The organism is Mycobacterium sp. NGS41 (genome assembly GCF_059812725.1).
In genome coordinates, this window is record NZ_JCALDF010000019.1 from 27,568 (window position 1) to 50,951 (window position 23,384).

Below are 23,384 nucleotides of genomic sequence, written 5' to 3' on the forward strand. Positions count from 1 at the left end.
TAGTTTTATGGTGCGCGCTTTGCGAGGGGTATGTCAACACTTGTTGGCCTACAATTGTTGACATGCGAAGATCGTCGGCTGAGACCAAGGCTGTGATCCTGGCGGCGGCCCGGGAGCGGTTCGGCAGCGCTGGTTTCCAGGCCGCCACGATTCGGGGGATCGCCGCTGACGCCGGAGTCGATCCGGCGATGGTGATGCGCTATTACGGCAACAAGGACAAGTTGTTCGCGGCCGCGGCCGCGGCCGACTTCGATCTGCAGTTTCCCGAATTCGCTGAGTCCGACCGTGAACGGCTGGGATGGTTGCTGGTCCGGCACTTTCTGCAGCGCTGGGAGAGCGACGACGCGCTGGTGATCCTGCTGCGGTCCAGTGCCACGAATGCCGAAGCCGCGCAACGGATGCGGGAGATTTTCGGCAGCCAGCTGCAGCCGCTGGTCGCGTCGTTGGTGTCGGCTGCTGAAGCGCTAGAGGTTTCGGCGCGGGCCGGGCTGATAGCCACCCAGATCCTGGGATTGGCGCTGTGCCGGTTTGTGCTGCGGTTGCCGCCCATCGCCGAGATGAGTCGCGACGAGGTGGTGGAGCGGCTGGGCCCGACGATCCAGCGGTATCTCGGGCTGGGCGGTGAGGGCGTCGCCGAAACTTAAGCCACTGCGGGCCTTCCCGGCGTGTCGTGTGCGTGAATTAAATGTCGCGGCAGCCCCGACGCCGAAGCGCCTCGCGGACCTGACGCACGACGTCGTCGGGCCGATCTTCAGCGATCACCCGAATGACGATCCATCCGAGTTCTTGCAGTTTTCTGAGCCGGCGCATGTCTTGGACGTATCGGCGCCTGCTGGTCCGATGCACGTCACCGTCATACTCGGCCGCCACCTTGAACTCCTCCCAACCCATGTCGAGCACCCCTACCGTCCGCCAATTGGCCACGACGGGGATCTGCGTTTCCGGAATCGGCAATCCGGCGTCGATCAGCAGCAGCCGTAGCCAGGTCTCTTTCGGAGACTCCGCCCCCCGGTCGACTCGCGGAAGCACCGCCCTCAGTTGGCGCAGTCCGCGCGCGCCCGGGTGGCGTTTGGCGAGTAACAGCACATCCTCGACGGAGAACGGCGTGGCCCGCGTCAGTGCATCGAGCCGCGCCACAGCCTCGCCGGGGGGTAGTAGCCTCGCCAAGTCGAACGCCGTTCGCGGAGATGTGGTCACCGGAAGGCCCGAGACACGGGTGAACTCGTCATTCTCGACTCGCTGATTGCGGGTGATCACGCCCGGTGGCGCATGCGGGTTGCGCCAGATCAACTCGATGGGCTCGTCGTCGTCGATCCATTTCGAGCCGTGCAGCGCCGCTGCGGCCAGTCCGGCCAGGACACCCCGTCGGCGCGACCACAGCCACGCAGCTTCCGAGCTTGTTCGCAGCGTCACTGGTGCACCGACTGGCAGGTAAACGTCGGGATATATGGTGCGAAACTCGGTACGTAATTGGTGGGGGGTTAGCTTTCGTTGCCGCAACGCTTCGCTGCCGAGGAACGGATTCGTCATGGTCGTAGGACGTCATGGCCGACTAACAGGTTCCGCCGAAACTTAAGCCACTGCGGGCCTTCGCGGCGTGTCGTGTGCGTGAATTAAATGTCGTGGCCTAGCGGGGCAAACCGATGCGGCGATAGCGCTGCAGGCGGGCGGTGAGGCGCTCGGCGTCAGGTGTCGCGCGCAATGCGTGGACTTCGGCGGCGATGGCGCTCGACAGTCGCTGGCAGAACTCGACCGGCTCGTCGGCGGCGTCGGGATACTCCGGAACAATGGCATCGACAATGCCGGACTTCAGCAGGTCGGCAGACCGAATGCCTTGGGCCGCAGCCAGTTCGGCGGCATGGTCGGTGTCACGGAAGACGATCGCACTGGCGCCCTCGGGCGGCAACGGCGCCAGCCAGCCATGCAGCGCGGCCAGCACCCGGTCGGCCGGCACCATCGCCAGGGCAGGGCCGCCGCTGCCCTGTCCCAGCAGGACCGACACCGTCGGGGTGTCCAGCGTGACCAGCTCGGCCAGGCACTGGGCGATCTGGCCGGCCAGCCCACCCTGCTCGGCCTCCGCCGACAACGCCGGGCCGGCGGTGTCGATCACCAGCACCAGCGGCAGGCGCAACTCGGCGGCCAGCGCCATCCCGCGGCGGGCCTCGCGCAGCGAAGCGGGGCCGACGGTGCTTGCCCCGCCGCCCACCAACCTCTGCTGGCCCAGCACCACCGCGGGCTGGCCGGAGAACCGGGCGAGCGCCAGCAGAGTGGTCGCCGCCTCGCCCTGACCCGTGCCGGACAGCAGCACCCGGTCGGTGGCGCCGTGCTGCAACAGATGCCCGACATCCGGGCGGTCCGGCCGCCGCGACGCCACCACCGAGTCCCAGGCCGGTACGTCGGGCACCGGTCCGGAGGCCCGCGTGATCGGCGCCGTCAAGGGCGGATCGGCGGTCACCGTCAGCGCACGGTCCAGCATCTCGCGCAGCTCGTCGACCGCCACCACGGCGTCGATCACGCCGTGCCGCTGCAGGTTCTCCGCGGTCTGGACGCCGGGCGGGAACGGCTCGCCATAGAGCAGCTGGTAGACCCGCGGACCGAGGAATCCGATCAACGCGCCCGGTTCGGCGACGGTGACGTGGCCCAGCGAGCCCCACGACGCGAACACCCCCCCGGTGGTCGGGTTGCGTAAGTAAACGAGGTAGGGCAGGTGTGCCTGTTTGTGGAGTCGGACGGCCGCGGCGATTTTGACCATCTGCAGGAACGCGACGGTGCCCTCCTGCATGCGGGTGCCGCCGGAGCTGGGCGAGGCCAGCAGCGGCAAACCCTCGGCCGTGGCCCGTTGCACAGCGGCGGTGATGCGCTCGGCGGCCGCCACCCCGATCGAGCCGCCGAGGAAGCCGAACTCGCAGACCACCACCGCCACCCGGCGACCAAAAACAAGGCCCTCACCGGTCTGCACCGCTTCGTCCAGGCCGGTGGCGGCTCGGGCGTCGGCGAGCTCGCGGGCATAGGACTCCGATATGGGCAGCGCCGGCGGCTCGCTGTCCCAGCTGACGAAGGAGCCGCGGTCCAGCACCGCGTCCAGCACCTGGCCGGTAGTGATATGGCTCACGCGACGAGGCTAAAGGGCGTCGAATGAATGGCTGCGATCAACACTCGGCCGAGCCGATCGTCACGCTTTATATATCCTTGCGGCCATGATCGGTATCACCCAAGCCGAAGCGGTTATGACGATTGAGCTGCAGCGCCCAGAGCGCCGCAACGCGCTGAATTCCCAGCTCGTCGAAGAACTGCGCGAGGCCATATTGAAAGCCGGCGACGGCCAGACCCGCGTCATCGTGCTGACCGGGCAGGGCACGGTGTTCTGCGCCGGGGCGGACCTGAGTGGCGACGCGTTCGCCGCTGACTATCCCGACCGGCTCATCGAACTGCACAAGGTCATGGACGCGACTCCGCTGCCGGTCATCGGCGCCATCAACGGTCCGGCCATCGGCGCGGGCCTGCAGCTGGCCATGCAGTGCGATTTGCGGGTCGTCGCGCCGGAGGCGTTCTTCCAATTTCCGACTTCGAAATACGGCCTGGCCCTGGATAACTGGAGCATCCGGCGACTGTCGTCGTTGGTCGGACACGGACGGGCGCGGGCGATGCTGCTGACCGCCGAGAAGCTGACCGCCGACGTCGCGCTGCACACCGGAATGGCCAACCGGCTCGGGACGCTGGCAGACGCGCAGGCCTGGGCCGCCGAGGTCGCCGGCCTGGCGCCGCTGGCGTTACAGCACGCCAAGCGGGTGCTCAACGACGACGGGTCGATCGAGGAGGCGTGGCCGGAGCACAAGGAGCTCTTCGACAAGGCCTGGGGTAGCCAGGACGTCATCGAAGCGCAGATCGCTCGCGTGGAGAAGCGACCGCCGAAGTTCCAAGGGGCATAGGCAGACATGGTGGGTTCCGCGCTGCGGAAGGTCACCGGCACGGTCTCACTGGCCACCGGGGGCTGGGTACTGCGTGCGCTGCACGGCATGCAGGCCGAAAGGGGCGCGGATCCCGCGTCGATCCGCGCGGTGTGCGAGAGATCGCCGAACTACAGCGACGGTGTCTTCGTCAACCTCGATCCCCCGACGGGGTTCGTCATGGACCGCGAGCAATTGCGGCAAATCGCCTGGGAGATGCTGGGGCCGCGCAGCGCCAGCCGGCCTACCGCGCCGATTCCGTTGGCCTCGCCGCAGATCTATCGCGGTGATGCCAGCGAGCTTGCCGTCAGCTGGTTCGGTCATTCCACGTCGCTGGTGGAAATCGACGGTTACCGGGTGCTCACCGATCCGGTGTGGAGTGACCGATGCTCGCCGTCGGACATTGTCGGCCCACGGCGGCTGCATCCGCCGCCGGTGCAATTGGAAGGGCTGCCGGCGGTAGACGCGGTGGTCATCAGCCATGACCACTACGACCATCTGGATCTCGACACGGTCATCGCTTTGGCCCGTATGCAGCGCGCCCCGTTTTTCGTGCCGCTCGGAGTCGGTGCCCATCTGCGTACCTGGGGTATCCCCGATGATCGCATCGTCGAACTGGACTGGAATCAGAGCGCTCAGGTCGACGAGCTCACCGTCGTTTGCATGCCGGCACGGCACTTCTCCGGGCGGACCCTCAGCCGCAACAACACGCTATGGGCGTCATGGGCGTTCGTCGGCCCGAACCACCGCGCATATTTCGGCGGCGACACCGGCTACACCAAGAGTTTCGCGGACATCGGCGCCGACCACGGACCGTTCGATCTGACGCTGCTACCGGTCGGCGCCTACAACACGGCGTGGCCGGACATCCACATGAATCCCGAGGAGACGGTCCGGGCGCATCTGGATGTCACCGACTCGGGCTCTGGACTGCTGGTGCCGATTCACTGGGGCACCTTCCGGCTGGCGCCGCATCCATGGGCCGAGCCGGTGGAGCGGTTGCTGAAGGCCGCAGAGCCGTCCGGTGTCCAGGTGGCGGTGCCCACGCCCGGTCAGCGGATCGATCCGGCCGGGCCGGTGCGGTTCAACCCCTGGTGGCGGTTCTGATTAACCACGGCGAGCAGACGCAAAAGCTCCCGACTCGCCGTGCGTTCGGGAGCTTTTGCGTCTGCTCGCGGGCCCGATGATCGCCGGTCTGACCGATGTTGAGGTGGCCCAGCGGGTAGCCGACGGCCATAGCAACGATGTTCCGGAGCGCGCCGCCCGCAGTGTCCGGGAGATCGTGCGGGCCAACGTGTTCACCCGGATCAACGCGATCCTGAGCGTGCTGCTGATCATCGTGCTGGCGACGGGCTCGGTGATCAACGGGCTGTTCGGCCTGCTCATCGTCGCCAACAGCGTCATCGGCATGGTCCAGGAGATCCGAGCCAAGCAGACGCTGGACAAGCTGGCGATCGTCGGGCAGGCAAAACCGTTGGTGCGCAGGCAATCCGGGACGCAGCCACTGTCGCCCAGCGAGGTGGTGCTCGACGACGTCATCGAACTCGGCCCCGGCGATCAAATCGTGGTCGACGGACAGATCCTCGAGGAGGACAACCTCGAGGTCGACGAGTCGCTGCTGACCGGTGAGGCCGATCCGATCGCCAAGGACGCCGGAGACGCGGTGATGTCGGGCAGCTTCGTCGTCTCCGGCACCGGCGCCTATCGCGCCACCAAGGTGGGTCAGCACGCATATGCCGCGAAGCTGGCCGAGGAGGCAAGCAAGTTCACCCTGGTGAAATCCGAACTGCGCAATGGCATTAACCGCATTCTGCAATTCGTCACCTACCTGCTGGTGCCGGCCGGCCTGCTGACGATTTACACCCAGTTGTTCACCACGCCCGCGGGGTGGCGGGAGTCGGTGCTGCGGACCGTGGGTGCTTTGGTGCCGATGGTGCCCGAAGGTCTGGTGCTGATGACGTCGATCGCATTCGCGGTCGGCGTCGTGCGGCTGGGCCGGCGCCGATGCCTGGTACAGGAATTGCCCGCGATCGAGGGGTTGGCCCGAGTCGACGTGGTCTGCGCCGACAAGACCGGCACCCTGACCGAAAACGGTATGCGGGTCTCAGACGTCGAAGAGCTTGCCGCACAACGTGCAACGGTCGCTGACGTGCTTGCCTCGCTGGCCGCCGCCGATGCTCGGCCTAACGCGAGCATGCAGGCGATCGCCGAAACCTACGGCCAGCCGCCGGGCTGGACCGCCACCGCCACCGCACCTTTCAAGTCGGCCACCAAGTGGAGCGGCGTGTCTTACCGCGACCATGGCAATTGGGTGATCGGCGCACCCGACGTGCTGCTCGATCCGGCTTCGACGGCCGCCGAACGGGCCGAGCGGATCGGCGGGCGGGGCTTACGGGTCCTGTTGCTGGGTAGCGCAGACGTGGCCGTGGACCATCCAGACGCGCCGGGCCAAGTCACTCCGGCCGCACTGGTGGTTCTCGAGCAGAAGGTGCGGCCCGACGCCCGTGAGACGATGGAATACTTTGCCGCCCAGGATGTCTCGGTGAAGGTGATATCCGGCGACAACGCCGTTTCGGTCGGCGCGGTGGCCGGCGAACTCGGGCTGCGCGGACAGACTATGGACGCGCGTCAACTGTCCACGGAGCCGGCCGAACTGGCTGATGCGGTGGAGTCACACACCACCTTCGGCAGGGTGCGGCCAGATCAGAAACGCGCCATGGTGCATGCATTGCAATCGCGCGGACACACCGTGGCGATGACCGGCGATGGCGTCAACGACGTACTGGCCCTCAAGGACGCCGATATCGGTGTCGCGATGGGCGCTGGTAGCCCGGCCTCGCGTGCAGTTGCGCAGATCGTGCTGCTGGACAACAGGTTTGCCACGCTGCCCTACGTGGTCGGAGAGGGCCGGCGGGTAATCGGCAACATCGAACGGGTCGCGAACCTGTTTTTGACCAAGACCGTGTACTCAGCGCTGCTGGCCCTGTTGGTGGGTATCGAGTGCCTGTTTTCCAAAGCGCTGCACGCCGACCCGCTGCTGTATCCCTTTCAACCGATCCATGTCACCATCGCGGCCTGGTTCACGATTGGTATCCCGTCGTTCATCCTGTCGCTGGCCCCCAACAACGAGCGCGCCAATCCGGGCTTCGTCCGTCGGGTGTTGAGCTCGGCGCTGCCGTCCGGACTTGTCGTCGGGGTCGCGACTTTCGTCTCCTACCTGGCCGCGTACAAGGGCCGCCACGCACCGTGGGTGCAACAGGACCAAGCGTCGACCGGAGCGCTGATCACGTTGTTGGTGACCGCTCTCTGGGTGCTCGCGGTGGTTGCGCGCCCCTACCAGTGGTGGCGACTGGCGCTGGTCATCGTCTCCGGTCTGGCCTATGTGGTGATCTTCAGTGTTCCGTGGGCGCAGCAGAAGTTCCTGCTGGACCCGTCGAACCTGTGGGTGACGTCGAAAGCGTTGGGCATCGGCGTGCTGGGCGCGGCGGCGATCGAAGCAATCTGGTGGATTCGGGCGCGGATGCTCGGGGTTAAGCCGCAGTTGTGGGGGCGGCCTTCCCGCAGCGCTGTCGGAGGCAGCGAATTCGCCGTCGCTGCGCCCGATCATGCTGGCGGGCGGCACGTTTAGATCTCGCGTTGGTGCAGACCACATATGCCACTCGAGTACCAAAAAGTGACCCATGTTCTGGTCTGGAATGTGATAGCACCGACGATATCGCGCCTGCAAAGTCACTGACCGAGCTTCGCAGGGACAGGCGTGGCTGCTGTGACGGCTGCGACTCCAGTAGCCATCGGACCTGGTCCTACACTGCGCCGGGTCGTGGCCAGGCTGACTTGGTCTAGCATCACCCCCAAACGAGGAAGGAAGCAGGATGGGATTCCTGGACAAGGCAAAGGACCTGTTGTCGCAGAATGCCGACAAGGTCGGGACGGCGATCGACAAGGCCGGCGAGTTCGTGGACGACAAGACCAAGGGCAAGTACTCCGACACCATCCACAAGGTGCAGGAGGAGGCCAAGAAGGCCGCCGGCTCGGACGGCGCGGGCGACCAGGGCGACCAGGGCGACCAGCAGAACTGAACGCATGGCGAAACTCTCCGGATCCATCGACGTGCCGCTGCCGCCCGAGCAGGCCTGGAAGCATGCCTCGGATCTGTCGCGGTTCAAGGAGTGGCTGACCATCCACCGGCTCTGGCGTGGCGAGCTGCCCGAAGTCCTACTGAAGGGCACGGTCATCGAGTCTTACGTCGAGGTCAAGGGCATGCCCAACCGGATCAAATGGACGATCGTGCACTACAAGCCGCCGGAGGCCATGACGCTCAACGGCGACGGTGTGGGTGGCGTCAAAGTCAAGCTGCTCGCCAAGGTCATACCCAAAGGTGACGGCTCCGTCGTGACTTTCAACGTTCACCTCGGTGGCCCGGCGCTGTTCGGGCCGATCGGCATGATCGTCGCCGCGGCGCTGCGCAGCGATATCCGCGAATCGCTGCAGAATTTTGTCAGGGTGTTCAGCGGTCCCGCTCCAGGTCTGAATGGAAACCGTGGCCTCGGTAGCTGATTGGTCGGCACCTGCGCGATGACTTTCCGGTTCGGCACCGGTCGATATCTCTGAGCCCCGGCTGGGGCCTACCGACACCACGAGGAGATCATCGTGCCCACCCGAAACGACGCGCCGCTGGGCGCTCCCTGCTGGATCGATTTAATGTCATCGAACGTCGAGCGTGCCCAAGACTTCTACGGCACGGTGTTCGGTTGGACGTTCGAGTCCGCGGGACCGGAATACGGCGGCTACATCAACGCCGCCAAGGACGGTCATCCCGTCGCCGGGCTGATGGCCAACAACCCGGAGTCTCAGGCGCCGGACGGCTGGAGCACCTACTTCCACACCGCCGACATCAACGCGATCACCTCCGCGGTGAACGCCGCGGGCGGCACGACATGCATGGGCGTGATGGAGGTACCCGCGAAGGGTTACATGGCCGTCGCGAGCGACCCGTCGGGAGCGATGTTCGGGTTGTGGCAGCCGTTGGAGCATCGCGGCTTCGAGTTGGTCGGTGAAGCCGGCGCGCCCGTCTGGCACCAACTGACGACGCGTGGCTATCGGGCCGCAGTGGACTTCTACCGCGCGGTCTTCGGGTGGCGGACCGAGGACGTCGGCGACACAGACGAATTCCGTTACACCACAGCGTGGTTCGGTGACCAACAGCTGCTTGGCGTGATGGATGGCGCGGGTTTCCTGCCGGAAGGCGTGCCGTCGAACTGGACGATTTATTTCGGCGCCGAAGATGTCGACAAGACCCTGCAAGTGATCGGCGACACCGGCGGTGCTGTGCTGCGTCCGGCTGAGGACACGCCCTACGGACGGCTCGCCACCGCCGCCGATCCGACGGGCGCGGTGTTCAACTTGTCGTCTTTGCAAACCTGAGGGCGGCGATCGCGGCCCGACATTTCCGGTGGCCGCGCTAACGTCCGCTCGGTCAGAGACGTCAGCTAATCTCGAAATCATGACTCGTCGCCTCCGTCCTGGCTGGCTGGTGGCGTTTTTCGGCTTGGTCGTTTCGGTCAGCGCCTGGTTGCCGTGGCTGACGACGTCAGCTGGCGGCGGGGGATGGGCCAGTGCCATCGGGGGCGCCCACAACCTGCAATTGCCACACGGGTTCGGCGCCGGCCAGCTCATCGTGTTGCTGTCGTCGACGCTACTGGTGGCCGGCGCGATGGTGGGCCGCGGCTTGTCGGCGATTCTCGCTTCGACTGCCGCGCTGATAATTTCGCTGCTCATCGCCGCGTTGACGGTTGTGTATTACAAACTCAACGTCAGCCCGTCGATTTCGGCCCAATACGGCCTCTATGTTGGTGCCGCCGCGGTGGTCTGCGCAGTTGCCTGTTCGGTTTGGTCGCTCATCGCAGCAGTGGTGTCTCGTCGGGCCCGACGATGATGTCTCAGCCCGACGGGAACTCGTGCTTGCCTGAGACGGCACTGGTGTCAGGCTCGTTGACGCCGAATACGAAGGGCGCGAACACGACTTCGCGGCCGTCGGGGTCGCGGTAGGTGACGGCTCCGGTCGCTTCCCAGTACGGGTGCTGCTCGACGGGTTCGGCGCCGACTTCCCGCAAACGGGCGATCGCCGTCTGCTGCGCCTGCTTGTCCGGGAAGTACAGGCACAGCTGCTCGTGGTGGTCCACCGCGTCCTCGTCGACCGCCTCCACGATTTCCATCGTCAGGTTGAAGCTCGGCAGGCCGAAGATCGCGCCGTTGCTGCCGTAGCTGGCCTCGAATGTCTCGAAGAGCGGCAGGCCCACCAGCTCACGGTAAAACCGTACGGTTTCGTCGAAGTTGCGTGAGCGGCGAGCGAAGCGGATGGCGCCGATCGAGGCCAACTCCCTGGGCCAGTGCGTTCTCCGACGGGGCGGGTGAGTGTTCATAGCCCCACCGCGCCGGCCGCCGAATCAGCGGTATCCCAGCGGCGCAACTCTGCCCCGGCCACCCACGCCGAATGCGTGCCGCTGGAAATGCGTTCCGGCAGTTGTAATTTGCATACCGGACCGTCGGCTACCCGGGCGGCGTCGAAGACCAGGCAGTACGATGCGTCGGCGTCCATGTCGGTGGTAAGGGTGACCAGATAGCCGTCGTCCTCGCCACTGCTTCCTAACCGGGGCGCCATTTGTGTCTCGCTGCCGTAGACGCCGTCCCCGAATGAGTAGCGCTCGTGGTTTCCGGTGAGCAGATCGTGTTTCATCAACCCGTCGAACAGGAACCAGCCTGGCTTACCGGTAGCGGCATACGCGTAGCGATAGTTAGTGGTTGCGTAGTTGGAGTTCATGGTGCCGAATTCGGTGATGGACTCCGACAATTGCTCCTCTTTCACGGCGCCGGTGATCAGGTTGAGCCGCCATCGGTGCAACCGGGTCTGCAGACGATCCAACGCCAGGAAGCGAAAGACCTTGTCCCACTTGTCTCCTCCGGATGCCGCGGTTTCAAGAGGTTGAGGCTCACCTTCGAAGAAGCCGTCGAGCACAATCTCGTCACCATCCTCGTAGGCGTTGACGAAGTGCAGCACGAACGTCGGATCCGCCTCGAACCAGCGGATGTCGGCGGTTCCGCCGCGACGAGGGAGCACCGCGAAGCGCGACGGGATGTCGGGATAGAAGCGTGGCAGATGCAGGTTGTGCTCGAGCAGGTCAGGATCCCAGAACAGCGGGAAATCGTTGAGGATCGCGTAGTTTTCGGTGAACGCCATATCGTGCGGAAGTCGCGGCCCGGGCAGCGGGACGTCGACGTAGTTGACCAGCTGGTCGCTCTGGTCCACCACGCCGTAGCGCATGTACGGCTCTTGCTTGCTGTAGTTGAAGAACAACAGCTCGCCGGTTTTGTTGTCCACCTTGGGATGTGCGGACACGCCCCAGTCGGCGGGGAAGCTGCCGTTCCAGCTCTCCTTGCCGAGCGTGGTGGCGGAGTAGGGGTCGATCCGGTACAGGTCGCCGCACTGGTAGAAGCTGGTGAGTGCGATGCCGCGGTGCACGATGACGTCGGTGCTCGACGCGTCCTTCATCAGCGTGCGTGCACCCCAACCCTTTTCGCGTTTCGCGAATTGGACCGGTTCGGCCAGTCCGGGCCACAATGGCTCGCCCGCCTCGTTCTCCGCCAGAAAACCCTCGGTTTGAATAAACCTGTTGCGGTAGAAAGCTTCTCCATCGCGGAACTCGACGACGTGTAGCATGCCGTCGCCGTCGAACGGATGGTAGATCTTAAACGCCGGATGTAGCGGATTTTCGGTGTTGCGCAGGTAGATGCCGTCCAGGTCGTGAGGGATTTCCCCTTCGACGGCGGTCAGGTTGTTGGCGTCCCACTCGTTGGTCTGCGGTCGCCACGGACCGGTGCGATAGGGGTGGTCGTCGTCTTCGGGCAGTGTCGACAAATACTTGCCGACGAGCTCAACATCCATGTCATATGCCTCTTGCGCCTCGTGTACTTCCAACAACGAAACTCACGGTGGTGGCGGTGCTGCCGCCGAAATTCAAGGTCCCGAACGTTTTTGCGTCCTCGACCTGGTAGTCGCCGGCCGCGCCGCTGACTTGTTTCGCCGCGTCGAGTAGCATCCGCACACCGGAAGCGCCGACGGGGTGCCCGCCGCCGATCAGTCCTCCGCTGGGGTTGATCGGCAGCCGTCCGCCGATCTCGATCTCGCCGTTTTCGATGGCCTTCCACGATTCTCCGGGTCCGGTCAGCCCGATGTGGTCGATCGCCAGGTACTCGCTCGGGGTAAAGCAGTCGTGCACCTCGAACCCGTCGACGTCGTCGAGGGTCACCTGCGCGCGCCGCAGGGCGTCGAGCACGGCAGCCCGCACATGCGGCATCACGTAGAGGTCTTCGACATTGCGTTCCAGCTTCTGCCGCAGACCCAGCCCCACGGTGCGATGTCCCCAGCCGTCGATACGGCCGATCGGACGAACATCGGGGTGATCGCGCAGATAGGCATCGTTGACCAGCACCAATCCCGCTCCGCCGTCGGTCATTTGACTGCAGTCGAACCGACGCAGCCTGCCTTCGGTTATCGGGTTGGTCGCGTCGTCGTCGGTGATCGGTTCGGGGATCGTCCATCCGCGGGTCTGGGCGTTGGGGTTGCGGCGCGCGTTGGCGAAGTTGAGCTGCGCAATGGCGCGCAGGTGCGCGTCGTCCAGGCCGTACCGCCGGTCGTACTCGTCGGCGACCTGAGCGAACATCGAGGGCCACAGGTAGCGCGCGTCGGCTCCCTCGTGCCCGGTCCACGCGGCCGCACCGAGATACTGGGCCGCGGTGTCGCCGGGGACGGTCTTTTCCAGCTCGAGGCCCACGACCAGCGCGCTGTCGTATGCGCCGGACCGCAGGTCTGCGATCGCGGCCAGCGCCGCGACGCTGCCCGACGCGCACGCGGCCTCGTGGCGTGTGGCCGGGGTGTCCCACAGCTCGTCGCAAACCGTGGCCGGCATCGCCCCTAGATGACCCTGGCTGGCAAACATCTCGCCGAAGGCGTTGCCGATGTGGACGACCCCGACGTCAGCGGCCTCCATCCGCGCCGAGTCCAGCGTGGCGTCGACTACCTCCGCGGTCAGGGCCGCGAAGTCGCGTTTCTCTTTCGTGAGGTTACGGGCAAAGTCGCTCTGGTACCCACCGAGAATCCACACAGCTGCCGAGCCTGAAGAGCCTTCCATATGCGGACGGTACAACAGATCGAATCGCTCGTCGGAAAATCGGAGCATGCCGGAGAAGTAGTGGCGGCCCCGTCGGCTCTCGGGCTGAACCGACGGGACCTAGAGGAACGCGTCAGCCGGCTAACGCGTCAGCCTCCCAAGGGGCATTACCCTCCGCGACCGTTGGCAAACATGTCCGGGCGGTCCGCGCGGCAGGTACCAATCGGAACGGCCTGAACTGCGAAGACACGGGTGAACACGATCCGGTGCGCGTCGGCCGATATCCCGGGTGATGTCAAACCGCCTGCTTCGCAGTGATTTTCAGAAGCCTGTTCTGACCACAACTGATCCTGCCCGTTCGACTGCGGCAGATGGGGGCAGAGGGGTTCCCGAAGTCTGACCACATGTCGCCAACGCCGCGCGCGCGAACGTCGCAAGAAATTCGCAAGGATTCCGCGATGGACTCACAAGCGTTGCGGGGGAGCCTAAGTGCAGCAATCAAGGCGACACCATGGACAAGGGAAGCACAACATGACTGCCAGCCGCGGGGTGATGCGGTTAGTTGCCGGCGCGCTGCTGTCCGGTGGTTTTGCGGTGGCCGGATTGGGCCTCACCGCAGGTACCGTCGCTGCCGATCCGAATCATCACTGTTGTGCCAGCTGTTTCCTTAGCCACTAAGGCCTTAATTCTCAACGTTTTAGCGCCAGATCGCCGACTACCTCGCAGAAGGGAACCGTCATGAAGATCACTGCGACCGTGATGGCGTGTCTGGCGGCAGGCACGCTGATGACAGCGAGTCCCGCCCAGGCCGAGTTGACGGCGCAACCGGCGCTGACCCCGATTCCGAAGCTCCAGCAGGACCCCAAGTCGGAGGTTCAAGAGTTGCTGCGGCAGATCACCGAACTGGACGATCAGTGGGACGGCCTCACCCCCGATGAGCGAAATCGGCGGATAGCAGGGCTACAGCAGCAGGTCACCGTCGTGGATAGGGAGACCCGCAATTTGCCTCCCGAGCAGCGGCCGGAAGTGGAAGCGATGTTGGGGGTGGCGGTCGTCAGGCTGGCTGACATTCTCCGGAAAGAGCAGACGCCTCCTACTTCGCCGTGTATCTTCCCCCTCTGCTTGCCCGGGCTGTAGTGAGCGTCGCGTCAGCGCCATGCTCGTCGCGCGACGCGGCAGAAGTTGCCGCAAAGCACGGCTCGGATATCGCTGTCGGCCCACCCTTTGCTGCTGAGGTGATCGCCGAGCATCAGCAGCGTTTCCGGCGACATCCACTGGATCGGTCCCCAACGCGTATAGCTGTCGTCGAACAGTTGAGGATTGCGCGTGAGTTCTTCGACGAAGTCGGCGTAGTCGAAAGAGAAGTCCGAGCTGATGCCGACGTGGTCGATGCCGACCAGGTCAACGGCGTATTCCAGGTGCCGGGTCATGGCGTCGAGGGTGGGGGTGTTGGGGCCGAGGAAGATGCCGACGCCGGTGATTCCGACGACGCCACCGGTGGCCGCGCAGGCCCGCGCCTGGTCGTCGGTGATGTTGCGCGGGTGATCCCACACCGTCTGCATGCAGGAGTGGCTGTAAATGACTGGGCCAGTAGAGGTTTCACACATATCGAGGCCGGTACGGGCGCTGCAGTGCGATCCGTCCGGGACGATACCGACCCTGTTCATCTCGGTGACGATCGAACGTCCCCACGCGGTGAGACCACCATCGTTGCTGTCTAGGCAGCCGCTTCCGGCACGGTTGGCGTGGTTGTAGGTGGGCAGGAGAGTACGCACGCCGAGGTTGGCCAGTACGGCCAGGTTGTCGATGTCGTCATCGAGGGGACGGGAGTCTTCCAGGTCGAATACCACCGCGATACGGCCGGCACCCGTGATGGTTGCGACATCGTCGACGTCGGCCGCCAACTCCAGATCGGGGTGTGCGTCGATGGCGGCGCGATAGTGGCGCAGCAGCGCCATCGTGTCGTCGAAGCTGTGCGGCGAATACCCGACATTGACAGATACGAATGCGCCGCCCCTTCGGTGGTAGCGCGTCAGCGGATCGACGTCGGTTTCGGTCCGCAACGGCAGACAGACATGCTGATCCCACAGCAGCGACGTCATGAATACCGATACTGCATCATCGTGGCCGGCCCGTGTACTTGCCGATGTTGGTTCTGCGGTGACGGCGTGCTCGACTCGAACTCCCTTCATCTAGGGAGTGTCAAGGATCAGCCGAAACAGCCGTCAACCATCAGCCGAAACACTGTCAGGCATCAGCCGAAGACAAACTGTCAAGCATCAGCCGAGGTAATACGGGGAAAACGTGCCCCCGGCAGGATTCGAACCTGCCTGCGCGCCCGCCGCTCTCAGGTAGTCTGACTTGCGAAAACATCTCGGCCACTGGGTATTTCGAGTGCTGAGCGGTCGCTCAGTTCGCTCATCTCGCGTGGGTTAAGATGGCTCTGCATAGGTAGCGGATAGGTAGCTCCCAGCAACTACGCTGGTACAGCCGACTCTCCGCAGGATATGCAAGGAAGGCGGCAACCGTGGCGGGCACCAAGGGACACCGAGCATGGGGCAACATCAAGAAGCAGCGCACCAAAACCCCTAGCTACCAGGCCAGTTACATCGGGCCGGACCAACGTCGGCACTACGCGCCTACGGTTTTCACCGCTCGAATGAACGCCGAACGCTGGTTGGCGCGAGAGCGCGACTACAAGGAGAGCTGCCTAGCCACAGGGGAGACGTGGAAGCCGCCTGCCGAGCGGGCCACCGAGAAGAAGGCCAAGGTTCTCACGTTGAGCGAGTACGGTAAAACGGTCATTGACCAGCGTCTGCTCAAGCCACGCACGCGTTTGGAATACGAAGCCAAGTGGACTCAGCTGATCGAACCGAAGCTGGGCAGGCTGGCTGTCCGCGACATCACCACCACCGCCGTTCGGGCCTGGTACTCGGCACTGGATGCGAAGAAACCGACCAGGAACAGCCACGCCTATGGCGTGCTCAGTATGATCTGCAATACCGCCGTCAGAGACGGTCTGTTGGATCGCAACCCGTGCCAAATCGTGGGGGCGACAAACGCCAAACCGAAGCGAAAGGTACGCATCGCCTCCACGGTGGAGCTGCACGCCATCGCCGACAAGCTAGGGGCAGATGACGGTACGGCTCAGTTTCGGGTACTGGTCCTGCTGGCAGCATGGTGTGGCCTGCGCTTCGGTGAGGTATCGGAGCTACGGCGAAAGGACTTGAACAGCGATTGCAGTGTGCTCACGGTGACACGGGCGGTCACACACCGCAGTGATCCTCACGCGGCAGAGAAGGGGAGTGTTGCTAAGGCGGACAGGTGCCGCATCGACAGCACCAAGGGCAACGAAGACACGCGCGTAGTCACGATTCCGCCGCATATCCGCGCCGATGTTGCCGGCCACCTTGAGCGACACGTCGCGAAAGGCAATGAGGCTCTACTCTTCACACCTGTCCGTGGTGGCTGCCACGTTCACGACCGGGTGTTCAACGACACCTTCAAGCGCGCGGCGAAGAGTGTAGGTAGAGATGATCTCTCGGCCCATGATCTGCGGCGGTTCGCGGGCAGCAAGAACGCTCAGGTAGCGACCCTGACGGAGAACATGGCGCGTCTCGGGCACAAGACGGTAGAGGCGGCTCTGCGCTACCAGCACAGCCAGGACGGTAGGGACGCAGTCGTTGCCGCGAATTTGAGCGCCAATGCGTTAGCAGAGCTGGAGGCGGCGAAGAACCGGCCTGAGCCCACATGCGCAGGCATGGACGACCCTGACTCGTACGACCCGACACCGCGCGCATAGTTAGCGGATAGGTAGCTACCGGTCTACTAGGGCTGTCTGCCCAGGTCTGAGCACTGTCTGCCGCAGGTTAACTACCTGCCTGCCTACGGTCGTGGGTACCGCTTGTGCGGGCTCTCGATAGCCAGCTGGCGGTGCAGCTGACCGCTGACCTCGTACGCGGCGTCGCCTGAGATGTGCCGAGCGGGTGGCTGAGCGTGCCGGTCGCGGTCGGGGTTGCGCGGCCTAGGCTGTCGTGGCGGGGCATCCGGCGAATGAGCCTGAGCAGCCTTGGCGGGAGAGGGTACGGCGTCATACTCTGCAGTAGCGTAGCTACGGCCTTCCACAGGTTCAGCAGCCGGCGAGTAGCTGTCCGGTTCCAAACCCCTACGCGCTCTAGACTCTTCGCGGCTGAGACCCGAGATACCTTCAAAGATTTCTTCGTACGGCTTAGTGGGTCCTATCTCGACTGTGGTTGGTGCCTTGCCGATAGTTCGGTCTAGCGCATCCCTGACGGCAGCCAGCTGGACGCCTTCGCTTTCGGCCGTAAGTGCCAGTCCCAGTAGTTGTTTCGCCATGACTTCAGCCGCGTTGTCCAGGCGCGTCTGAGCGGCCCGCTTGATCTGTTTCGCAGCGCCACCGTGGAAGCGACAAACGTTGTGTCCCTTTATCGCAACATTCTTGCACTGCTCGCCGGTACGAGACGAATGTGCGGTGCATCTGCGTTCTGGCCTAGAGTACGTAGACCAGTCACGGGGCGTAGAGGGACGCTCGGCAGTCTCGTGCCCCGCTGACACGGGTTCCGTGCTTCCATGGGTACCGTTGTCTTCAATACTGCGCCTAGGTACTACTGCAGGCAGATTGTCCGGGCTATCCGGTATCTCCTCAGCTTCAACGTCAATGATGTTGTCATCGCCTGTCATTGGTCGACTCCTTCTGTCGTCTTTCATCCGCCATGGCGGAGCACACGGCGCGAGCGAAAACCGCGCCTTTAAAGGGGCGCGGCGATTTTCGCCTGCGAGCGTTGCTGGTGTGTAGGCGGTGATCGCTCCGCTTTTCGCCCCGGTTTTCGACTCTGATCTGCGCAAACGTATCCCGTAACCGCAGTGCGGTTTTCGACCGGTTTTCGATTGCTGGTGCGCCAACTATGCGATCTTCGCCAACTGAGCCGCGCCGACCTGGGCTAACGCTGAAACCGGCGATGATCGCGGCACCCCTGCGATCTTCGACCGTTACGTCTTTACGCGCCATAGAGCCTCTTTTCCGCCGCCACCCTTTCCGCCCCGAGTACCGGCCTGGTGCTCCAAAACACCTTCGTTCATAAGCTTCTTGAGCTCTCGCTGCAGCTTCGAGCGCTGGGCGGTATCCAACCGCTCATCGTCGCGCAGCTGATAAACACGGCGACCAATGGCGTTGAGACTGAACCACTTCTCTCCCGCCACGGTTGCGTGCGAAAGTAGCTCGGACTCAACGTCGATGGATGAGCTAGCACCCACGCTGTGGCTGTGATGAATCGTGAACGCTTCCACCTTCTCCTGCGGCTGCTTGAGGTGGTTGAGTTCGACTGCGCCGCTACCGGCCTCACCCCACAGCAGCACCACACTGCCCTGTCCGGCCGTGAGCCATCCGCTTCCGTAGACGTCGCTCAACTTGTTGGGTTTGCGGTTGTCAGACGTTGCCTTGCGCTGGTGATGCAGGGTCAGAAAGTCGCAACGTAGCTCGTTGAGGACCAGCTGCATTGCATCGTTGAAGCCGATGCCGTCGCTGTCGTCGATCAGACCGGACAGCAAGTCCTTGAGGGAATCAACGACAACCAGACCGGGATTGTTGCCACGGCGGCGAACCCACTCACAGAAGGCATCCGGTGACTCGTTGGCTTTCAGTGGCGGTGGACCCGGCCACACGATCAGCTGATCGGATAGACGTTGACGCGTCGTGGGGTCGTCCACATCCACCATGCGTGCCAGGCTGCGGCGTATCTGAGCACGACGGTCCATGGCGAGGTACAGAATCGGTCTGTCGTCAGCGGCAACCGGAAACCCGAGTAGCTCGGTGTCTCGCAGCTTCATCCGCGCCAGGCACAGCTGTTGCGCGATGGTCGACTTTCCGGTGCCTTGCGGGCCGACTATCATCAGCCCTTCACCGGGTGCCCACAGGACCTTGGAGCCACGGCCCCAAAGTGACTCGCCGTCTAACTCTTCGGTCAGGAACGACAGTGCATCAACCGCCCTGTCAGCGTTGACTTCGATCTTGGCCACTGCCGCTCTTTCGGTGACCCGGCGACGGACTTCCTGCCTCTCTAGTTCCTTGGCAACAAGTTGTTCGATCCGCTTCTCGTTGGCATCGGGATCTGAGTCGTCGAACGGGTCACCGCCTTGAAAGTCTGGTGACTGCCACTTGTCGTACAGCTCTTGCTCGCTGGTGTCGCGGACCTCTCCAACGGCGAAGGTGACCAGGCGGTCAAACTCTTCCTGGTCGAGCTGTTGGCCGCGGATTTCGTAGGCAGCAATTGCCGCCGTGCGGATCTGTTCGACGGCGTTGTCCCAGCCGAAGCGCTTGCCCTTGGCTTCGCGGGCTGCCCAGCACAGCGCGTGCCGCGTTGGGTTACGCGTGCCGTCTGCGTCGGGTGCGTCGATGGTCTGTCGGATGATCACCTGCACCATGTCCGGCTGTGGGCCGTCGTCGTACTTGGCCGCGAAATCGGCTACCTCACTACTTGAGGCGTCACCCCTCCCCGCCCTGGTTGCTAATGCCGGCAAGCCCTGCACATAGCTGTCAGGAAGCCAGGGAATCCGCTCGATAGACGGCAGAACACCTGATTTACTACGTTTCCCGCTCGGTACGAGCAGGCGATATAGCTGGCCGGTGTGGTGCCAGCTGGGTGGAGCGACAATGTAGCGGTGATGGTGGTCTAGAAATTCCACGCCGCTGTTCGGTATCTCTTTGGGGTAGTAGTTCTCCGGTACTCGGTACAGGCGGATACCGGATACCCCGTCGCGGCGAGCGGTGACGATGTAGGTAGGTGGAAGCGGACCCCACCGCTGTTCCCAGTCCTCTAGCGTGGCCTTGCCGTTTTTGCCGTCATACGCGTCCACGTCGATACCGAGCACACCAGCGGGCAGCCGCTCACCAAGCGACAGGATTCCGTAGGCACCGTTACCCCGACGGCCTTCGGCGTCGCCCGCAAGCTCTGGCCAGGTGTCGAGGTCGGCGTCCGTACCGTCCCAACCGTGGTGGGCAGATACCCACGGAAGTTTGTACCTGCCTTTGTGTTCCTTGCCGATGGGCAGGGGTCCGGTCCAACCGTTGGCTAGGTTCCAGTCAGCCTGTTGTAGCCAGGACTCCACCGAAAGGCTTTGCGGTTCATGGCCGTTAGCACGGTGGACACCTGCGCCGGTCGCCGGTATAAACTCTGTCATCACTTCTCACTCCGGTGGCGTCATCCGTTCTGTCCCAAACAAATTCGGGTGGCGCCACTTCCCTTCTATCCCTAGGCTTCACCGCCTTTGTTGACTTTGGTCAGCTGTCTAGTCTGTCCAGCTCGGCTGCTGCCGCTCGTAGCGCCTCTCGGGCTTTGGTCACCTTCGCTTGAGCTTTCTGCAGGCGCTCAGTCTTTGCGCTGTATTGCGGTTTGGCCGCGGACGCCACAGTCATCAGATGTGTGCGGACCACGCGGCGTACGTAGTTGGATTCGACTCTGAGGCGAATTGCTATAGCGCCGGTAACAAGCCCGGTCTGGTGCAGCCGCACGATCTCGTCGTCTATCACTAGCTGCTCCAAGGGTCGTCGTCGACGTTGGGATTGGCTGGCCTCCACTCGCTGAGCTGATCCGACCAAGGGCTCTTGTAGTAGAGCTCGAAGAAATCCGGCTCCCAGATGCGGTCGTCGTTCCATTCGGGTGGACCCGCGTATTCGGGGCTATCTGGGGTTAGCCTGCCTAGGGCATCCAGGCACGACGTACAAATCCTGAACAGGCACAGGTACTCCCCGCGCTTAACGGCGATGAACTCGGACGGCATCCGGTCAGCCTCATGGCAGCCCTTGGTGATACCCGCCTGGCAGCACTCGGCGTACTCCAACAGGTATTCGGCCACTTGCCGGTATTGCCCTGGGGTGTCTAGGGGATAGGCAACGACGGTCGTGTAAACCAGCGCGTACAACCGTGTCAGGGTGTCTAGGTCTCCCTCGTCGTACCCAGGGCAGAAGCGGTCATCAATCCACCGTTCGCCCAAGCCTGGCCACATCATCGCGTGCTTGGACACCAGGTGCGCCGCCATCCTCTGCGCGATCAGATTGTTGTCCAGCGACGAGAACTCATCGGCGACTACCCCGTTCAATTCGTCGGCTCTGTCGCTCGCAGCGGCCCAATCTTCGGGATGAATCGGCCTGCCGGTTCTCGACTGTGAGAGTAGTTGGTTCATCTCCTGCAGACGTGATGAGTCGGTCGACTCGCCATCGAATCTCATGACTGTTCCTCCCAATTCGGTACTTGCACATCGAAAGCGTTGTCGTCTCGGTCTTGGCCGGCTGCGTACACAGGGTGTGGCTGAGAGACATCGCGTTTAGGGAGCTGTGTATTGAGATCCACGCTGTACCTGCGCACATCTGTGTTTGTGGAGCACGGCCCGGTACGAGTGAAAACCAGGGAATCGTTGGTGAACACCCGATGGCTGTGCAAGTGAGCGCAGAAGGGACACCGCACGGTTACGCGTCCAAGACACTGAGGCGGTCCATCGCCGGGGAGCTGCACCGCGAAGATATCGGCCGTTGGAAGATCCTGGTACATCTGATTGCTCACAGGTTCTCAACGAAACGGTCAAGATCAACGCGTGACCAATACGCGCGCCTTCCGACAACCTTCGGCCGTGGCAGGAGACCCTTCTCATAGGCCAGATACTTGATCGTCTGCGCGGTGCACGATTCAAACCCCATGTCTTGCAGGTACTCCGCGGCCTGATTGATATCCAGAAACGGTCGATACGTCTTTACTGCAGTCATTTGTTCTGCCCTTCCGGCGGTTGCCGCCCGATCCCGAGTATAGCCGAATCACGTTGTGCGGGAACGGCGTTGGCCGCCCCGCCCCGCGCCGACCGGGGGTATCATGGCTGGCACGCGGTGAGGAGCCGCTACGGCGTTGTGCACCCACACAAGTGGGCATGATGTCGGCACCTAACGCAGCGCGGTGACACTTTCCTTTCAGTCCCGCGCCGCGTTGCGGGCCTGGTGTTTTCATCCACCTACCGCAAGGTAGCGAGAACGAAAGGCTCGCAACGTGAGTGCCATCTACACACAACCCCGCTTCAACCCTGAATTATTGCAGTCACTCTGGGCACTGCCCCCCTTCGGCGGCGAAGGACTCGGTATCAGTACCGAGGGCGACGTTCTGGTCAACACCACGGCGGACGGCGTCGACGTCAACGCGCTGTGGGCCGAGGTACAAGCCGTGCTAGCGGCGTGGAACGCCGAACGCGGCGCAGTCGCCAGCCTGCTGTCCCACTACACGATCAACGCCGCAGACGCCGTTCCGCAGAGCATCGCGGACGAGAGTTTCGAGGTGGCCTCGGAGTTCGGCGAGCCCCAGAGTATGCGAGCTCCGAGCAACGCCATCTTGCTAGGCAATACGTTGGTTGACTACGACAAGGCCGGCCGGTTCACCTGGAAGTTTCTGCGAGACAGCACCGCTGAACAGATTCGCGCGGTGACCAACTACGCTATCGCTGCCGACAACAAGCTTGTGAACGGACTCATCGTCAATCGTCTGTTCAATCCGGCACCGCAGGTCAACGAATTTGGACACACCTGCTACCCGTTGTGGAGTGCTGACGGCATGGTGCCACCGCCGTATCTGGGCCGCACTTTCGACGCCAGCCACACCCACTATCTGGTGAGCGGAAGCACCGATATCGACAGCGGAGACCTGGAAGCGGCCATTAACCATGTGCAAGAGCACGGGTACGGCGTAGATCCCAGCACGCGGCTGATCGCCTTCATGAACCCGGTAGAAGCCGATGAAGTCTCGTCGTTCCGGGCTGGCGAGGTGTCCAACAACACCGTCGTGGCGCGGCATGACTTCATCCCCAGCCAAGGCGCTCCGGCTTACTACACTCCCAACGAGATTGTGGGCGATGTCGCGCCTGCCGAGTACTCCGGTTTGAAGATTGACGGCAGCTACGGCCCGCTGTGGATCGTGCGCAGCCAATACATTCCCGCCAAGTACCTGCTCGTCGTGGCCACCAATGGCGCCAACAGCCCCAACAATGCTGTAAGCGTTCGCCAGCACACCAACACCACTTACCAGGGCTTGCGGACCATTCCTGGCCTGCGGCCCGGTTACCCCCTGCAAGAAAGCTTCTGGGCGCGCTGCATCGGAGTCGGAACGCGGCACCGAGGTGCAGCTGTGGTCACGCAGATCAAGGCCACCGGCAGCTACGTCGCTCCGTCGATCCCGATGTAAGCCATGACTGCATCGAATTGGCTTCACGACAATTTGGC

At 63.5% G+C, this 23,384-nt stretch carries 20 protein-coding genes; 11 read left to right on the forward strand and 9 right to left on the reverse strand.

Annotated features, from left to right (window positions below; genetic code table 11):
- Positions 1-62 precede the first annotated feature (62 nt).
- Positions 63-644: a TetR/AcrR family transcriptional regulator gene (locus tag AC5Y21_RS17280; protein ID WP_499914004.1), complete on the forward strand. Its 582-nt coding sequence runs from the start codon at positions 63-65 to the stop codon at positions 642-644.
- Between the two features lie 37 nt (positions 645-681).
- Here AC5Y21_RS17280 and AC5Y21_RS17285 read toward each other — a convergent pair whose 3' ends face one another.
- Together AC5Y21_RS17285 and AC5Y21_RS17290 are read right to left on the reverse strand one after the other, a co-directional pair.
- On the reverse strand, positions 682-1,530 hold the full coding sequence (locus AC5Y21_RS17285) for an endonuclease domain-containing protein (RefSeq protein WP_499914006.1): 849 nt from the start codon (positions 1,528-1,530) through the stop codon (positions 682-684).
- 97 nt (positions 1,531-1,627) lie between these two features.
- Positions 1,628-3,112, reverse strand: coding sequence for a carboxyl transferase domain-containing protein (locus tag AC5Y21_RS17290; protein ID WP_499914008.1), 1,485 nt, complete (start codon positions 3,110-3,112; stop codon positions 1,628-1,630).
- Between the two features lie 85 nt (positions 3,113-3,197).
- Between AC5Y21_RS17290 and AC5Y21_RS17295 the strand changes: the two genes are divergently transcribed.
- The 7 genes from AC5Y21_RS17295 (at position 3,198) to AC5Y21_RS17325 (ending at position 9,882) form a co-directional block, all read left to right on the forward strand.
- Positions 3,198-3,929 carry an enoyl-CoA hydratase gene (locus AC5Y21_RS17295; protein ID WP_499914010.1) on the forward strand — a complete coding sequence of 244 codons (732 nt, stop codon included), beginning with the start codon at positions 3,198-3,200 and terminating at the stop codon, positions 3,927-3,929.
- Between the two features lie 6 nt (positions 3,930-3,935).
- Positions 3,936-5,054, forward strand: a complete 1,119-nt coding sequence (locus tag AC5Y21_RS17300; RefSeq protein WP_499914011.1) for an MBL fold metallo-hydrolase — start codon at positions 3,936-3,938, stop codon at positions 5,052-5,054.
- A 76-nt stretch (positions 5,055-5,130) separates the two neighbouring features.
- Positions 5,131-7,575 (forward strand): cation-translocating P-type ATPase, encoded by a 2,445-nt coding sequence (locus AC5Y21_RS17305; protein ID WP_499914113.1) that lies wholly within the window; start codon positions 5,131-5,133, stop codon positions 7,573-7,575.
- Positions 7,576-7,819: 244 nt separating this feature from the next.
- The gene (locus tag AC5Y21_RS17310) at positions 7,820-8,026 is read left to right on the forward strand and encodes an antitoxin (protein WP_499914013.1); all 207 of its coding nucleotides are present in this window, start codon (positions 7,820-7,822) and stop codon (positions 8,024-8,026) included.
- Between the two features lie 4 nt (positions 8,027-8,030).
- Positions 8,031-8,504 (forward strand): type II toxin-antitoxin system Rv0910 family toxin, encoded by a 474-nt coding sequence (locus AC5Y21_RS17315; protein WP_499914015.1) that lies wholly within the window; start codon positions 8,031-8,033, stop codon positions 8,502-8,504.
- Between the two features lie 93 nt (positions 8,505-8,597).
- Complete coding sequence (locus tag AC5Y21_RS17320; protein ID WP_499914017.1) at positions 8,598-9,371, forward strand: VOC family protein; 774 nt, start codon at positions 8,598-8,600, stop codon at positions 9,369-9,371.
- 79 nt (positions 9,372-9,450) lie between these two features.
- Complete coding sequence (locus tag AC5Y21_RS17325; protein WP_499914019.1) at positions 9,451-9,882, forward strand: hypothetical protein; 432 nt, start codon at positions 9,451-9,453, stop codon at positions 9,880-9,882.
- A gap of 4 nt (positions 9,883-9,886) precedes the next feature.
- On the opposite strand, the gene AC5Y21_RS17330 is transcribed toward AC5Y21_RS17325, so the two are convergent.
- From AC5Y21_RS17330 to AC5Y21_RS17340, 3 genes are read right to left on the reverse strand one after another with little or no spacing between them, the layout of a single operon-like run.
- On the reverse strand, positions 9,887-10,369 hold the full coding sequence (locus tag AC5Y21_RS17330) for a VOC family protein (protein ID WP_499914021.1): 483 nt from the start codon (positions 10,367-10,369) through the stop codon (positions 9,887-9,889).
- Entirely contained in the window at positions 10,366-11,889 is a 1,524-nt protein-coding gene (locus tag AC5Y21_RS17335) for a carotenoid oxygenase family protein (protein ID WP_499914023.1), read from the reverse strand. Before AC5Y21_RS17335 ends, AC5Y21_RS17330 begins: the two co-directional genes overlap by 4 nt.
- Position 11,890: 1 nt before the next feature.
- Positions 11,891-13,135: an acetyl-CoA acetyltransferase gene (locus AC5Y21_RS17340; RefSeq protein ID WP_499914025.1), complete on the reverse strand. Its 1,245-nt coding sequence runs from the start codon at positions 13,133-13,135 to the stop codon at positions 11,891-11,893.
- A 717-nt stretch (positions 13,136-13,852) separates the two neighbouring features.
- Here AC5Y21_RS17340 and AC5Y21_RS17345 point away from each other — a divergent pair.
- Positions 13,853-14,251 carry a hypothetical protein gene (locus AC5Y21_RS17345; RefSeq protein ID WP_499914027.1) on the forward strand — a complete coding sequence of 133 codons (399 nt, stop codon included), beginning with the start codon at positions 13,853-13,855 and terminating at the stop codon, positions 14,249-14,251.
- An 11-nt stretch (positions 14,252-14,262) separates the two neighbouring features.
- On the opposite strand, the gene AC5Y21_RS17350 is transcribed toward AC5Y21_RS17345, so the two are convergent.
- Positions 14,263-15,216: a dipeptidase gene (locus AC5Y21_RS17350; protein WP_499914029.1), complete on the reverse strand. Its 954-nt coding sequence runs from the start codon at positions 15,214-15,216 to the stop codon at positions 14,263-14,265.
- 425 nt (positions 15,217-15,641) lie between these two features.
- Here AC5Y21_RS17350 and AC5Y21_RS17355 point away from each other — a divergent pair, with 425 nt between their 5' ends.
- Complete coding sequence (locus AC5Y21_RS17355; protein WP_499914031.1) at positions 15,642-16,916, forward strand: tyrosine-type recombinase/integrase; 1,275 nt, start codon at positions 15,642-15,644, stop codon at positions 16,914-16,916.
- A gap of 1,208 nt (positions 16,917-18,124) precedes the next feature.
- On the opposite strand, the gene AC5Y21_RS17360 is transcribed toward AC5Y21_RS17355, so the two are convergent.
- The 3 genes from AC5Y21_RS17360 to AC5Y21_RS17370 form a co-directional block, all read right to left on the reverse strand.
- On the reverse strand, positions 18,125-20,311 hold the full coding sequence (locus tag AC5Y21_RS17360) for an AAA family ATPase (RefSeq protein ID WP_499914033.1): 2,187 nt from the start codon (positions 20,309-20,311) through the stop codon (positions 18,125-18,127).
- Positions 20,312-20,659: 348 nt separating this feature from the next.
- Entirely contained in the window at positions 20,660-21,358 is a 699-nt protein-coding gene (locus AC5Y21_RS17365; protein WP_499914035.1) for a hypothetical protein, read from the reverse strand.
- 328 nt (positions 21,359-21,686) lie between these two features.
- Positions 21,687-21,890 carry a helix-turn-helix domain-containing protein gene (locus AC5Y21_RS17370; protein ID WP_499914037.1) on the reverse strand — a complete coding sequence of 68 codons (204 nt, stop codon included), beginning with the start codon at positions 21,888-21,890 and terminating at the stop codon, positions 21,687-21,689.
- 274 nt (positions 21,891-22,164) lie between these two features.
- Between AC5Y21_RS17370 and AC5Y21_RS17375 the strand changes: the two genes are divergently transcribed.
- The gene (locus AC5Y21_RS17375; protein WP_499914039.1) at positions 22,165-23,346 is read left to right on the forward strand and encodes a hypothetical protein; all 1,182 of its coding nucleotides are present in this window, start codon (positions 22,165-22,167) and stop codon (positions 23,344-23,346) included.
- Positions 23,347-23,384 lie beyond the last annotated feature (38 nt).

Excerpts from the sequence above, each read along its gene's own strand:
- AC5Y21_RS17280 (WP_499914004.1), top strand. The coding sequence starts at position 63 with ATGCGAAGATCGTCGGCTGAGACCAAGGCTGTGATCCTGGCGGCGGCC.
- AC5Y21_RS17285 (WP_499914006.1), bottom strand. The coding sequence starts at position 1,530 with ATGACGAATCCGTTCCTCGGCAGCGAAGCGTTGCGGCAACGAAAGCTA.
- AC5Y21_RS17295 (WP_499914010.1), top strand. The coding sequence starts at position 3,198 with ATGATCGGTATCACCCAAGCCGAAGCGGTTATGACGATTGAGCTGCAG.
- AC5Y21_RS17300 (WP_499914011.1), top strand. The coding sequence starts at position 3,936 with ATGGTGGGTTCCGCGCTGCGGAAGGTCACCGGCACGGTCTCACTGGCC.
- AC5Y21_RS17305 (WP_499914113.1), top strand. The coding sequence starts at position 5,131 with ATGATCGCCGGTCTGACCGATGTTGAGGTGGCCCAGCGGGTAGCCGAC.
- AC5Y21_RS17310 (WP_499914013.1), top strand. The coding sequence starts at position 7,820 with ATGGGATTCCTGGACAAGGCAAAGGACCTGTTGTCGCAGAATGCCGAC.
- AC5Y21_RS17315 (WP_499914015.1), top strand. The coding sequence starts at position 8,031 with ATGGCGAAACTCTCCGGATCCATCGACGTGCCGCTGCCGCCCGAGCAG.
- AC5Y21_RS17325 (WP_499914019.1), top strand. The coding sequence starts at position 9,451 with ATGACTCGTCGCCTCCGTCCTGGCTGGCTGGTGGCGTTTTTCGGCTTG.
- AC5Y21_RS17330 (WP_499914021.1), bottom strand. The coding sequence starts at position 10,369 with ATGAACACTCACCCGCCCCGTCGGAGAACGCACTGGCCCAGGGAGTTG.
- AC5Y21_RS17335 (WP_499914023.1), bottom strand. The coding sequence starts at position 11,889 with ATGGATGTTGAGCTCGTCGGCAAGTATTTGTCGACACTGCCCGAAGAC.
- AC5Y21_RS17340 (WP_499914025.1), bottom strand. The coding sequence starts at position 13,135 with ATGGAAGGCTCTTCAGGCTCGGCAGCTGTGTGGATTCTCGGTGGGTAC.
- AC5Y21_RS17345 (WP_499914027.1), top strand. The coding sequence starts at position 13,853 with ATGAAGATCACTGCGACCGTGATGGCGTGTCTGGCGGCAGGCACGCTG.
- AC5Y21_RS17350 (WP_499914029.1), bottom strand. The coding sequence starts at position 15,216 with ATGACGTCGCTGCTGTGGGATCAGCATGTCTGTCTGCCGTTGCGGACC.
- AC5Y21_RS17360 (WP_499914033.1), bottom strand. The coding sequence starts at position 20,311 with ATGACAGAGTTTATACCGGCGACCGGCGCAGGTGTCCACCGTGCTAAC.
- AC5Y21_RS17365 (WP_499914035.1), bottom strand. The coding sequence starts at position 21,358 with ATGAGATTCGATGGCGAGTCGACCGACTCATCACGTCTGCAGGAGATG.
- AC5Y21_RS17370 (WP_499914037.1), bottom strand. The coding sequence starts at position 21,890 with ATGACTGCAGTAAAGACGTATCGACCGTTTCTGGATATCAATCAGGCC.